This is a genomic window from Pectobacterium jejuense, assembly GCF_026800125.1.
Lineage (GTDB): Bacteria > Pseudomonadota > Gammaproteobacteria > Enterobacterales > Enterobacteriaceae > Pectobacterium > Pectobacterium jejuense.
This window is the reverse complement of the sequence record NZ_JAPQKX010000003.1, coordinates 59,772-73,734: the sequence shown is the minus strand read 5'-3', so window position 1 is coordinate 73,734 and position 13,963 is coordinate 59,772. Positions and strand designations below refer to the sequence as shown.

Annotated in this window: 8 protein-coding genes; 6 read left to right on the top strand and 2 right to left on the bottom strand. The window is 53.0% G+C overall.

The genetic code is table 11. The features are described 5' to 3' along the window. Positions 1-263: 263 nt before the first annotated feature. The gene (gene garD, locus NXT09_RS06735) at positions 264-1,838 is read right to left on the bottom strand and encodes a galactarate dehydratase (protein ID WP_014916496.1); all 1,575 of its coding nucleotides are present in this window, start codon (positions 1,836-1,838) and stop codon (positions 264-266) included. A 544-nt stretch (positions 1,839-2,382) separates the two neighbouring features. Here garD and NXT09_RS06730 point away from each other — a divergent pair. The 6 genes from NXT09_RS06730 (at position 2,383) to NXT09_RS06705 (ending at position 10,491) form a co-directional block, all read left to right on the top strand. Beyond that, complete coding sequence (locus tag NXT09_RS06730; RefSeq protein WP_205551443.1) at positions 2,383-3,735, top strand: MFS transporter; 1,353 nt, start codon at positions 2,383-2,385, stop codon at positions 3,733-3,735. 741 nt (positions 3,736-4,476) lie between these two features. Continuing rightward, entirely contained in the window at positions 4,477-5,814 is a 1,338-nt protein-coding gene (locus NXT09_RS06725) for an enolase C-terminal domain-like protein (protein WP_268579225.1), read from the top strand. Positions 5,815-5,850: 36 nt separating this feature from the next. Continuing rightward, positions 5,851-7,191: a glucarate dehydratase gene (gudD, locus tag NXT09_RS06720; RefSeq protein WP_268579224.1), complete on the top strand. Its 1,341-nt coding sequence runs from the start codon at positions 5,851-5,853 to the stop codon at positions 7,189-7,191. Between the two features lie 69 nt (positions 7,192-7,260). Then, positions 7,261-8,031: a 2-dehydro-3-deoxyglucarate aldolase gene (gene garL, locus NXT09_RS06715; protein WP_119888568.1), complete on the top strand. Its 771-nt coding sequence runs from the start codon at positions 7,261-7,263 to the stop codon at positions 8,029-8,031. Positions 8,032-8,253: 222 nt separating this feature from the next. After that, positions 8,254-9,168: a 2-hydroxy-3-oxopropionate reductase gene (gene garR, locus NXT09_RS06710; RefSeq protein ID WP_267882692.1), complete on the top strand. Its 915-nt coding sequence runs from the start codon at positions 8,254-8,256 to the stop codon at positions 9,166-9,168. A 177-nt stretch (positions 9,169-9,345) separates the two neighbouring features. Next, the gene (locus tag NXT09_RS06705) at positions 9,346-10,491 is read left to right on the top strand and encodes a glycerate kinase (protein WP_014916492.1); all 1,146 of its coding nucleotides are present in this window, start codon (positions 9,346-9,348) and stop codon (positions 10,489-10,491) included. 456 nt (positions 10,492-10,947) lie between these two features. Here the strand turns inward: NXT09_RS06705 and barA are convergent, their stop codons facing one another. Next, a complete protein-coding gene (barA, locus tag NXT09_RS06700; RefSeq protein WP_268579223.1) occupies positions 10,948-13,743 on the bottom strand; it encodes a two-component sensor histidine kinase BarA in 2,796 nt (931 codons plus the stop codon). Between the last annotated feature and the right edge of the window lie 220 nt (positions 13,744-13,963).

The following is a 13,963-nucleotide window of genomic DNA, read 5'->3' as shown; positions in this document are numbered from 1 at the left end:
AAAATGATTAAAAAATAGGTAGGAAGTAAAATAGGGATTTTTCTTAAAAGATGTTTTGGAATCGATGAATTTGACGCTAAGAAGAATGACTTGTTAAGTTTTTTTTATTTTTTCTTTGCGTGAATGAAATTAAATGTTGCTGCTCTGCTGTTTATTCTTTTAATTACCGCCTTTCTTTCGTTTTTATTAACGCTGAATTTATTTTAGATCAAATAACGCTATCCGCAGACCAGATAATGACGCTGGCCTGCGGAGAACGGTAATCAGGTTACTGGCGCTGGATTGAAGACGGCCAGTGCATTATGCAGCCCCCATTGATCGGACCAGGTTTTTTTCTTGCCGCTGGCGATATCCAAAATGAAGTGGAAAAGCTGCCAGCCTACGTCTTCGATCGTGGCTTCTCCGGTCGCAATCGTACCGGCATCAATATCCATCAGATCGTGCCAGCGGTTTGCCAATGCAGTGCGGGTCGCCATTTTGATGACGGGTACAGCCAGCAGGCCATAGGGGGTACCGCGACCGGTGGTGAAGACCTGCACGGTGATACCGGAAGCAAGCTGCTGGGTACCGCACACAAAGTCGCTGGCCGGTGTTGCGGCGTAAATCAAGCCACGTTTGGTTGGACGCTGTCCGGGGGACAGGACTTCGACAATCGCGCTGGTGCCGGATTTGGCGATGGAACCAAGCGCTTTTTCCACCACGTTCGCGAGGCCGCCTTTTTTGTTGCCCGGCGATGGGTTGGCGCTACGGTCAGTTTGCCCGCTGTCGAGGTAGTTATCGTACCAGGCCATTTCTTCCAGCAGGCGTTTACCGACTTCTTCATTGATGACGCGTGGCGTTAACAGATGAATGGCGTCGCGCACTTCGGTCACTTCGGAGAACATGACGGTTGCGCCGCAGCGTACCAGCAGGTCGGATGCAAAACCAACGGCTGGGTTCGCGGTCACGCCGGAGAAAGCATCGCTGCCACCACACTGCATGCCGACAACCAGCTCAGAGGCCGGGCAGGTTTCACGCTGACGTTTGTTCAGCCGCTGCAGGTGCTTGTCTGCCATCGTCAGAATGTCGTCCACCATCGATCTGAAACCCACGTGGTGTTCATCCTGCAAGCGGACAATGCTGGTGTCGTCAAGGGAGATGGCCTGTACGTCAGACGTTCCTTCCAGCAGGCGCTCCGGCTGTAATTTTTCACAGCCCAGGCCGACCACCAATATCTCGCCGCCAAAATTCGGGTTCAGCGCCAGATTGTGAATGGTACGGATAGGAACCACCGCAGCGGGGGCATTGATTGCTACGCCACAGCCATAAAGATGGTTGAGTGCGACCACGCCATCCACATTGGGATATCTCGGTAATAAATCGCGCTCGATAATTTTGACGACATAGTCCACCACGCCCGCGACGCAGTGCACGCTGGTGCTGATGCCTAACAGATTTTTCGTCCCTACGCTTCCGTCGGCGTTGCGGTAGCCTTCAAAGGTATAACCTTCCAGCGCAGGCAGAGCAGGGGGAATTTTGGTCGCTAGCGGCAGGGTTTCCAGCGCGGGAGCCTGAGGCAACTCGACCAGCGATTCATCGATCCAGCTTCCTTTGGCAATATCGCGCAGCGCATACCCGATAATTTCACCATAGCGGATGATGGCGCCTGATTTGGCGATATCCACAAGGGCTACTTTGTGACCTTGCGGAACATGCTCAATTAATTCCAGATCGTCATTAAAACGGGTTCCAGCACGTAAGCCATTATTATTAACAACAATGGCAACATTATCAGAATCGTGAACCTTAATATAAAGTGGCTGCTCTTGTGCAGCATTACTTTCTGATTTATCTGACATGATGCAAGCCTTTATTATTGGTTTATCAGAAACGCGGTGATAACTATTATCACGCTATTATTTCATTGCTCGCTAACGAGTATACGTGAGGTTCTCTTCTCGTACATTATGCAATTGACCTAAGCCAGCGCTTTTTGTTTCGGATTTATCAGGCGAAGAACCAATTTTCGGTGAGTTTGATCACATTCTGACTGCGTACGGTTTTTTCAGGAGGAAATGACAATAATGTGTATAAATGTAAAAAGAGAACGGCGGTGTTTTTCGTGAAATACCTCGCATTATATCGTGCAAGTGCACCAACATATTCAAAAGGACATTTTTAATGTTGTGCTTTTATCTAGTGAGCAGTCAGCGGGTAAAAATTATAATGTTCCTGCGAGTTGAATATGTCAGCTAATTACTCTGATGCTATATAGCCTGGCTATTCGCAAAAAAAATAAAAATGGGAATGTTAACTATCCACTGATCTTCATTCTGATAACCCTACACCGTTATCTGTTATTCGGAATGAATGAGCGAACCGCGATTGAAGCAGGAGTTCATCATGAATACAGTAAGCTCAGCAGCTGGCGCGATACAAAAGAGAACAAACGCCCGCTACTGGATTGTCGTGATGTTGTTTATTGTCACGTCATTTAACTATGGAGACCGTGCGACCTTGTCCATTGCTGGCTCAGCAATGTCTAAGGAAATTGGGTTGGACGCGGTGGGGATGGGTTATATCTTCTCGGCGTTCTCCTGGGCCTATGTTATTGGGCAAATACCTGGGGGCTGGCTGCTCGATCGCTTTGGCTCAAAGAAAGTCTACTTCTACAGTATCTTGACCTGGTCGCTTTTTACCTTATTACAAGGCTTTGTCGATATCTTCAGCGGCGCGGGCATTGTTATTTCTCTGTTCCTCCTGCGCTTTATGGTCGGCTTGTGTGAATCGCCTTCCTTCCCAGGAAATAGCCGCATTGTCGCTGCCTGGTTCCCTGCACAAGAACGTGGTACTGCCGTTGCGATATTCAACTCGGCACAGTATTTTGCCACGGTCATTTTTGCACCGATCATGGGATGGTTGACGCAGGCAGTTGGCTGGGCGCACGTGTTCTGGTTCATGGGCGGATTGGGTATCATTCTGAGCTTCATCTGGCTGAAAGTGATCCACGATCCGAAAGATCACCCTGGTGTGAATCAGGCCGAACTGGACTACATCGAAGCCGGTGGCGCACTAATTAACATGGACGCCAAAGGGACAAAGAAAGCGACCGAAAAAGGCGAAAAATGGCACCAAATCAAGCAATTAATGCAGTCCCGTATGATGCTGGGTGTGTATATCGGTCAATACTGTATTAACGCACTGACCTATTTCTTCATCACCTGGTTCCCACTTTATCTGGTTCAGGCTCGCGGTATGTCGATCCTCAAAGCGGGATTTGTCGCCTCGGTTCCTGCTATCTGTGGTTTTGTCGGGGGCGTTCTGGGTGGCGTGATTTCCGATTACCTGATGCGCCGGACCAATTCACTGACCTTTGCCCGGAAAACGCCCATCGTTCTCGGTATGTTGCTCTCCATGTCGATGGTGATTTGTAACTACGTTGAAACCGAGTGGGTGGTTATTGCAGTGATGTCAGCAGCCTTCTTCGGTAAAGGCATTGGTGCGCTGGGCTGGGCGGTTATGGCCGATACCGCACCGAAAGAAATCAGCGGGTTAAGCGGCGGGCTGTTCAATATGTTCGGTAACGCGTCTGGTATCGTGACGCCGATTGCGATTGGCTACATCATCGGAATGACCGGTTCCTTCAATGGTGGTCTGGTGTATGTCGGGATTCATGCGCTGGTTGCGATCTTTAGCTACCTGTTCATTGTGAAAGATATTAAACGTATCGAATTGAAGCCGTTCGTTAAGAATTAAGGCCAGTCGTTACTGCATTAATCTGAATATAGGCAATAACACAAAACGCTGCGCTATCGTACTGATGGCGCAGCGTTTTGCTATATCCCCGTCATACTTCAAGTTGCATGTGCGTTGGCTGCGCTTACTCACCCGAATCACTTACTTGAGTAAGCTCATCGGGACTCATTCTCTTGCCGCCTTCCTGAAACTCGAATTATTTAGGGTATAGGCTTGCCGTTTATTTATCTCATGGAAATCCAGGTTTTATCTCTTTGAAATCGGCTGCTGGGAAGACGTATTTCGGTGTTTATAAGGCGGAAATTCGCTTTTCCCGGTTTTCGTGAAACACCTCCCATTGGCCTGTGATAATGACATATTTAATCTGCATTTCGACAGGGAATGCTGTGCTATTGCCCAATGAGTTGTGAAATAAGAAAACTTATACTTTTTACTGAGGTTGGTAAGGCGGTACGGAGTACAGCATCGCTTTCCTGACTGGTTTATTTCGGTATCGGGACCGTTATAACCTGTTTTTATTCTGATAACCCTACAAGCAGTGTTCAGTTCAAATCAGAGTAAAAACAAGGTCGCGCTAATAAAGTAGGAAAACAACATGAAATCATCTACTGGTGCACCATCTTTTTTTTATTTCTGTATGACTGAATTATTTTCATCCGCCTCAGCGCGCCCCTGCGTTGTGGCACACATCGGAAACCTAAGCGTCAATTCTGTGCGCGCCATTCATGACGGGAGCCTGTCATGACAAACTTTTCAGCGACGCCTGTGATTACCGACATGAAAGTCATCCCCGTTGCGGGCTATGACAGCATGTTGTTGAACATCGGCGGTGCACATGGTGCTTACTTCACGCGTAACCTCGTCATTTTAACCGACAGCGCCGGGCATACCGGTGTCGGCGAAGCGCCCGGTGGTGAAGTCATTTACAACACGCTGGTTGAGGCGATTCCCCGTGTGAAAGGCGAGCAAATCGCCCGTATGAACCGTCTGGTTCATGACATTCATGTCGGCAACCAATCTTCTGATTTTGATTCCTTCGGCAAAGGTGCCTGGACATTTGAGCTGCGCGTGAATGCGGTGGCGGCACTCGAAGCGGCGCTGCTCGATCTGCTGGGGCAATTCATGGGTGTTCCCGTTGCCGAGCTGCTGGGACCCGGTAAACAGCGTGATGAAGTCACCGTACTCGGTTATCTGTTCTATATCGGCGATCGCACGAAGACGGACTTACCTTATTTATCTGGTGAGAAAGGCAAGCACGAGTGGTATCACCTGCGTCACCAGCAGGCGATGGACAGCGAAGCGATTGTGCGTCTGGCCGAAGCCACAACTGACCGCTACGGATTCAAAGATTTTAAACTCAAAGGCGGCGTGTTGCCCGGCGAGCAGGAAATCGATGCCGTGAAGGCGCTGAAGAAACGTTTCCCGGATGCGCGTATCACCGTCGATCCAAACGGTGCCTGGCTGCTGGATGAAGCGATTGGGTTGTGCAAAGACATGAAGGGCATTCTGACCTACGCGGAAGACCCGTGCGGTGCCGAACAAGGTTTCTCCGGCCGTGAAGTGATGGCGGAATTCCGCCGCGCCACCGGGCTGCCAGTAGCGACCAACATGATTGCCACCAACTGGCGCGAAATGAACCATGCCGTGATGCTACAGGCGGTCGATATCCCGCTGGCCGATCCGCATTTCTGGACGATGCACGGTGCGGTGCGCGTCGCCCAACTGTGTGATGAGTGGGGTCTGACGTGGGGCTGCCATTCCAATAACCACTTCGATATTTCTCTGGCGATGTTCACGCATGTGGGGGCTGCGGCACCGGGCAACCCGACGGCGATTGATACGCACTGGATCTGGCAGGAAGGGCAGCATCTGACCAAAGAGCCACTGCAAATCGTCAACGGCAAAATTAAGGTGCCTGATCGCCCCGGTCTGGGGGTTGAGTTGGATATGGCACAGGTCATGAAAGCCCACGATTTGTACAAAAAATTACCGAGCGGGGCACGTAATGATGCCGTCGCCATGCAGTACCTGATTCCTGGTTGGAAATTTGATCGTAAACGCCCGGTTTTTGGCCGCTAACCCTACATAGAAAAATGAGAGAGAAAGGATAAGAAAATGACATTGCAAAGTTCAACGCCGGTGATTACTCACATGCAGGTTATTCCGGTTGCAGGTCACGACAGTATGCTGCTCAACCTGAGTGGCGCACATGCACCTTATTTCACTCGCAACATTGTGATTCTGAAAGATAACGCCGGGAATACCGGTGTCGGTGAAATTCCCGGCGGTGAGAAAATCCGTCAGACGCTGGAGGATGCTGCCGCGCTGGTGGTGGGAAAAACGCTGGGCGAATACAAAAACGTGATGACGGCGGTGCGTGCGCAGTTCGCTGACCGCGATTCTTCTGGGCGTGGTTTGCAGACGTTCGATCTGCGTACCACTATCCATGTCGTCACAGGGATCGAAGCCGCCATGCTCGATCTGCTGGGGCAATTCCTCAACGTCAGCGTGGCCTCGCTGCTGGGCGATGGTCAACAGCGTGATGCCGTCGAGATGCTGGGCTACCTGTTCTACATCGGCGATCGTAATAAAACCGACTTGCCTTACCAGAGCCAGACTAATGAGAAATGCGACTGGTATCGCCTGCGTCACGAAGAAGCCCTGACGCCAGAGACCATCGTGCGTCTGGCTGAAGCCGCGTACGAAAAATACGGTTTCAACGATTTCAAACTGAAAGGCGGCGTACTGGCCGGTAGCGAAGAGGCCGAGGCGGTTACCGCGCTGGCAAAACGCTTCCCACAGGCGCGTATCACGCTGGATCCCAACGGTGCCTGGTCGCTGGATGAAGCTATCGGTCTGGGCAAACAGCTCCGCGACGTGCTGGCGTATGCGGAAGATCCGTGCGGCGCGGAGCAAGGCTTCTCCGGGCGTGAAGTCATGGCGGAATTCCGTCGTGCGACGGGGCTGCCTACCGCGACCAACATGATCGCCACCGACTGGCGGCAGATGGGGCACACCATTTCGCTGCAATCGGTCGATATCCCGCTGGCCGATCCGCATTTCTGGACGATGCAAGGTTCCGTTCGCGTGGCGCAAATGTGCCACGAATGGGGCTTAACCTGGGGTTCTCACTCCAATAACCACTTTGATATTTCACTGGCCATGTTTACTCAGGTCGCCGCGGCTGCGCCGGGCAAGATTACGGCGATTGATACGCACTGGATCTGGCAGGAAGGCAACCAACGCCTGACGAAAGAACCGTTGCAGATTGTTGGCGGCATGGTGGAAGTGCCGAAGAAACCGGGTCTGGGCGTCGATCTGGATATGGACCAGGTGATGAAAGCACACGAACTGTATAAAAACATGGGATTAGGCGCACGTAACGACGCCATGGGAATGCAGTACCTTATCCCTGAGTGGACGTTTGATAATAAACGTCCGTGTCTGGTTCGCTAACGTTCTGATTTTCCGTTTTTTGAGCGCGCCGCTTCAGGCAAGCGGCGCTGGAATGACCGAGGATAAAAAATGAAGACTCCGCTGTTACCTAACCGTTTTCGCCAAGATTTGCTGCAGGGGAAAACGTTGATTGGCTGCTGGTGTGCGCTGGGCAACCCGATTTCAACTGAAGTGCTGGGGCTGGCGGGATTCGACTGGCTGGTGCTGGATGGAGAGCATGCGCCTAACGATATCGTGACGTTTATTCCTCAGCTCATGGCGCTGAAAGGCAGCCACAGCGCACCCGTCGTCCGTCCGCCGTGCAATGAGCCGATCATCATTAAGCGACTGCTGGATATTGGGTTCAATAACTTCCTGATTCCCTTCGTGGAAACGGCGGAAGAAGCCGCGCGTGCGGTTGCATCAACCCGTTATCCACCAGCGGGAATTCGCGGGGTTTCCGTGGCGCACCGTAGCAACTGCTATGGCACCGAACCGGATTACTTCGCCAAGATTAACGACAACATTACCGTCGTGGTGCAAATCGAAAGTCAGGATGGCCTCGACAATCTGGATGCGATTATCGCGGTTGACGGCGTAGACGGCGTGTTTGTTGGCCCGAGCGACCTGTCTGCGGCGCTGGGCTATCTCGGTCAGCCTAACCATCCTGAGGTGCAGAAGGCGATCCGCCACATCTTCGATCGTACCGCGGCGCATAACAAGCCGTGCGGCATTTTGGCTCCGGTTGAAGCCGATGCGCGTCGCTATCTGGAATGGGGCGCAAGCTTCGTTGCAGTCGGTAGCGATCTGGGCGTGTTCCGCAGCGCAACACAGGCGCTGAGCGACAAGTACAAGAAGTAATTCAGGCCGTTGACAAACCTATTTACGGAACGAGAACGATGGTAATGGGATAGAAGAGTAAAGCGTCCGCGCCAGGGATGGCGCGGCTCGAGCTTACAGGGACGTACTTGCAGCGTCTTTACGATCTACCCATTGCCATTGCTCGGCGTACTTTGTCAGCAAATTCAGTCATTCCGTGCGAATCGGATCCGCCATGAGGCGGGTTCATCGTGAATTGAAGAGATATCTACATCAGACAATGAGGTTAGGGCGATGAAAATTGGTTTTATTGGATTGGGCATTATGGGAAAACCGATGAGTAAAAATCTGCTGAAAGCAGGTTACTCATTAGTCGTGATGGATCGAAATCTGGACGCGGTCGCGGAAGTGGTTGCAGCGGGTGCTACAGCGGCTGAAACGCCGAAACAGGTTGCAGAGCAGTGCGATGTCATCATCACCATGCTGCCTAACTCTCCGCACGTTAAAGACGTGGTGCTGGGTGAAAACGGCGTCATCGACGGCGCGCGCGCCGGAAGCATTGTGGTGGACATGAGCTCAATCGCCCCGCTTGCCAGCCGTGAAATTGCTACCGCACTGGCGGCGAAAGAGATCGCGATGTTGGACGCGCCGGTCAGTGGCGGTGAGCCTAAAGCGATCGACGGCACGCTGTCCGTGATGGTCGGTGGCGACAAAGCGCAGTTTGACCGTTGCTTTGAGATTCTCAAATCCATGGCAGGTTCCGTTGTGCATACCGGTGATATCGGCGCGGGTAATGTGACCAAACTGGCGAACCAGGTGATTGTGGCGCTGAACATTGCCGCCATGTCTGAAGCGCTGGTGCTGGCAACGAAAGCAGGCGTTAACCCGGATCTGGTTTATCAGGCGATCCGCGGTGGTTTGGCGGGCAGCACCGTGCTGGATGCGAAAGCTCCGATGGTGATGGATCGTAACTTTAAGCCAGGTTTCCGCATCGATCTGCATATCAAGGATCTGGCAAACGCGCTGGATACCTCACACGGCGTTGGTGCACAGCTGCCGTTAACCGCGGCGGTGATGGAAATGATGCAGGCACTGAAAGCGGACGATCTGGGATCGGCCGACCACAGTGCGCTGGCGTGTTACTACGAGAAGCTGGCCAAAGTTGAAGTTACGCGATAAGCCGTGAAGCGATAGTCACGAGGCTGGCACAGGATGCCAGCCGACTGGCAGATAATCACTCTGATCTACCTACTGGGTTTCAGGATCTTCTGCCCTGAACGTTGGCAGGTATAAGCGCCGTTTCATGAGCGCGCGGATTATTGATGCAATCGGAACGTTGATGAAATCGGATCGTTTATGAAAATAGTGATCGCACCGGATTCTTATAAAGAAAGCCTGTCTGCACAAGATGTTGCTACGCAGATTGAAAAGGGATTTCGTGAAATATTTCCCGATGCCTGCTATGTCAAATTGCCTGTTGCAGATGGTGGGGAAGGCACCGTTGAAGCCATGGTCGCTGCGACCGATGGCAAGATTGTGAATGTTAAGGTGACAGGACCGTTAGGCGATAACATCGATGCGTTCTTTGGCCTGTCTGGCGATGAAAAAACGGCTTTTATTGAGATGGCGGCGGCAAGTGGTCTGGAGCGGGTGCCTTCGCAACTGCGTAATCCGTTAAAAACCACCAGCTATGGCACGGGCGAGTTGATTCGCTGTGCGTTGGATCACGGTGTTCGGCACTGCATCATCGGGATTGGCGGAAGCGCAACCAATGACGGTGGGTCAGGCATGGTGCAGGCGCTGGGCGCGAAGTTGCTGGATAAGCAGGGCGAACAGATTGGTTTTGGCGGTGGTGAACTCGACAAACTTGAACGCATCGATATCAGCGAGCTGGATGAGCGTATTAAAAATTGTCGCTTTGAAGTGGCCTGCGATGTGACTAACCCGTTGACGGGGAAACAGGGCGCGTCGGCGATTTTTGGCCCTCAGAAAGGGGCAACGCCGGAGATGATTGAACAGCTGGATAATGCGCTGAAGCATTATGCGGCGGTGATTCGCCACGATCTGGATATGGACGTGGAACACGTTCCCGGTGCGGGGGCGGCGGGCGGTATGGGGGCGGCGCTACAGGCCTTTTGCGGTGCTGAGCTGCGTCAGGGCATTGAGATTGTCACTGAAGCGTTGGGGCTGGATGAACTGGTACGAGATGCCACGCTGGTGATTACCGGGGAAGGGCGCATCGACAGTCAGACGATCCACGGCAAAGTACCGATTGGCGTGGCGCGGGTTGCCAAACAGTATAATAAACCGGTGATTGGCATTGCTGGCAGCCTGACGGCAGATGTCGCCGTGGTGCATGAACATGGCCTGGATGCCGTATTCAGCGTGCTTTATAACATCTGCTCACTCGAAGAAGCACTGGATAATGCGGCAGAGAATGTACGGATGACGGCACGTAATATCGCTGCCACGATCCGACTGGCGCAGTCGGTATCGCGTTGATCGTCATCGTGATGGGATGGCGCTACGGTTAGTCAGTGCCTTATCTATATATTTTATGCAGACTGAGAGACGGTTTCGTGCGCCACAATACGGCTATTTCATGCTACTTCGCAGCACGCGCCCGACACGGGACGGCTCAAACGCCGCTCGCCCCGTGACCCCAGGCTTTAGGCGGGAAATTATGCCGCTGACGCGGTGCCTTCGTCGGTATCTGGCTTAACGGACCGCTTGCGACACGTTTACTCGCCCCATAAATGGGGCTCGCCCTTCGGGCCAGCACGAGTGCTGTTCAAAAACGTCTCTGACGTTTTTGTCTGACGTGGCGCAAGCTTTCGCCGCGTCCCTGCGGCTCATCCGAAGCCCGCTATCTCCTCAGCATAATTTTTTACGCCGGATAACAGCAAAGCGCACGAAACTGTCTCCACAGCCACATAAAATATGACGTGGGGATATTGATTACGAATGCATAGGGTTGATATGCGGTTGGGCGGCTTTGTTGACGTTGTCGATTTCGTCCAGCAGCTCCAGCCATTCGGGTTCCAGATCGCTGGCGTGAACGCCTTTACGCAGCTGTTGTTCCAGATAGCGGCAGATGCGTTGCAGACGCGGAACGCCGCTGTAGCTGCAACTGCCATGCAGTTTATGAACCAGCTCGATGATGCCATCATCCGTCTGGCCCTTCAGCACGTTTTCTATCTTCCGCTGAACCTCCGGCAAGAAATCCAACAGCATTTGCAGCAGGTCACGCGCCAGTTCTGGTTTGTTGGCCGCCTGTTGCTGCGCCAGCGCCCAGTCGAGTGATAGCTGGCTATCGTCGTGCTCGTTCAGTAATCCTGTCATATCGCCCTGATTGCGCTTCAACGGATCTTGCCGTGCATGACGTGTCAGCACGCTTTTCAGCATCTGTTCGTCTATCGGTTTAGCAAGATAGTCATCCATACCCGAACGCAGCAGATGCTCGCGCTCACCGGTCATGGTCTGCGCCGTCACCGCGATGATCGGCGTGGTGGCATGATGAGGAATCTGACGGATCAACTCGCTGGCGCAAATGCCGTCCATACCCGGCATCTGAATATCCATGAGGATAATATCGCACTGATTCAGTTCTGCCTGTGCAATCGCATCTTGTCCGCTTTCGCACAGGATAATCGTCTCGACCTGCTCTTCCAGCAGCGTGCCTATCAGTTTCAGATTAGCCGGATTGTCATCCACCGCCATCACGCGCAGCGGCAAACGGGCGGGATGGCGTACGACACCCTGATTCGGTGCGGCATCGTCCGGCAGAAAAGAGAGCTGGAACAGCGTACTGTCCTGTAACAGCGGCAGCAGGCGTGACGCGGCGAGCGGTTTGCTCAGGCAGGCATGTACGCCGAAGGTTTTCAACTGCTCGGCATCCATTTGCGCGAGGCTGGGCAGCGCCAGAATCACACAAGGCGAGCGGCGGCAGATATCGCGCAGTCTGGGCGTGTAGTCGAGCAGGGTGTTGCGATATTGCACGGGAATACCGAGCAGCAGGATATCGAACTCCCCTTCCGGCAGTTGCTCAAACGTCGGGCTGTAGCTCACGATAAGCGGCGTCTGGCTCAGGATATCCAGCGTGGCTTGCGCAGCGATGGGATGGTACTCAACGTAGGCCAGATGTTTGCCTTGCAGCATCGTGTAGGCTGGCTCGGTCGGCATAGCGTGCGGGTTGAGCGGCAGCGTGATGTGGAACCAGAAGGTCGATCCCTTGTTGAGCTGGCTCTGGAAACTGATATCGCCCCCCATCTCTTTGACCAGACGCTGGGTGATGACCAGCCCGAGCCCCGTACCGCCATGACGGCGTGAAATACTGGTGTCGGCCTGACGGAAAGCCTGGAACAGCTGCGATTGCTGTAACTCGGCGATACCGATGCCGGTATCGCGTATTTGCACCTCTAGCTGCACCTGATGAGATTCCTGTCGACGCTTCTCCACCCGAATATCGATATTGCCCTGTTCAGTGAATTTGATCGCATTGCCCAGCAGGTTGGTGATGATTTGCTGTATCCGCAGCGGATCGCCGACAAACTGTTCGGGCACGTCATTCTGAATACTGAGCGTTAGCTCCAATCCTTTTTCATGTGCCGTGTGCGCCAGCAGCATCACAACGTCGTCCAGCGTGTTGTGCAGCGAGAAAGGAATATCCTCCAGCACCAGTTTTCCGGCTTCCAGCTTCGAGAAATCCAGCACATCGTTAATAATATTCAGCAGGTTATTGGCGGACCGTTCGATGGTGAGCAGATAGTCCGTCTGCGTGGTGTTCAGCGGCGTCTTCAACGTCTGGCGGGTGAAACCGATCACGCCATTCAGCGGCGTTCTCAGTTCGTGCGACATATTTGCCAGAAACTCTGATTTTATGCGCGCCGCTTCCTGCGCGCGCTTTTTGGCCAGATCCAGCTCGACGTTTTGGATCTCCATCTGCTCCAGCGTTTCCCGCAGATCGTAGGTCGCCTGATCGATATTTTGCTGCATCTCTTCGTGGTAGGCGGTCAGCGACATTGCCATCGAGTTGATGCCGTTTTTCAGCATATCCAGTTCGCCGAGCATGTAACCTTCGACCCGGCTATCCAACTGCCCACGGCGAATGCGGTCAACGGTATCCACCATATTACGAATCGGGGTGGTGACATCCCGCATCAGACGATAGGCAAAGATGACAGCGGCACCCAGAGAGAGCAGCAGCAGGAGCGCGGCGATGAAGATTTCCTGATACTGCTGAAGCCGAATGGTGCTGGTATCCAGCTCGATCACCAGATAGCCGAGAGGTGTAGCGGTACCGGGCAGCACCGGTGTTGTTCCGCCCGGCATGAATTCGCTGTCATTGACGATCGGCATGTGCAGAATCAGCGCGTCATTCGTGTGGTGCAGGTGCAGTTTATTGTGCGCAAGCGCATCGCTGCTGAGCGGCTGCAATGTCACGTTGTTGCGTACGTTGGTGGTCGCCAGAAGCTGATTACGCGCATCGAACACGCTAATGGTACGAATAATCGCGGAGTGGCGGCGATGAAGCGTATTGATTAACGCGGGAATCGTGTCCATCTGGCGATGGGTAATAGCGTAAGCGCTGATGGTCGCCAGCGGCTCAATGATACTGGTACCCGAATCGGCCAACTGCGACTGCAACTGATTGTAACGATGAATGACGAAGAACGAACTCAGCAGCAGCCCGATCATCAGCGTCGGTGCCAAAATCAGTATCAACATCCGTGCACGAAGACTGTATTTGGTCATGGGGTTCCAATGTGGGAGAATTAGGGGATGCTAGGCACCCTATTATGTCATTAGTTATACCTTAAATAATTCGAGTTGCAGGAAGGCGGCGACACAGTGAATCCTCAGGAGCTTACTTAGGTAAGTGACTGGGGTGAACGAGGAAAGCCAACGCACATGCAGCTTGAAGTATGACGGGTATTCGGGTACAGCCGTTCAACTCAAGAGAAAATCGATAGTA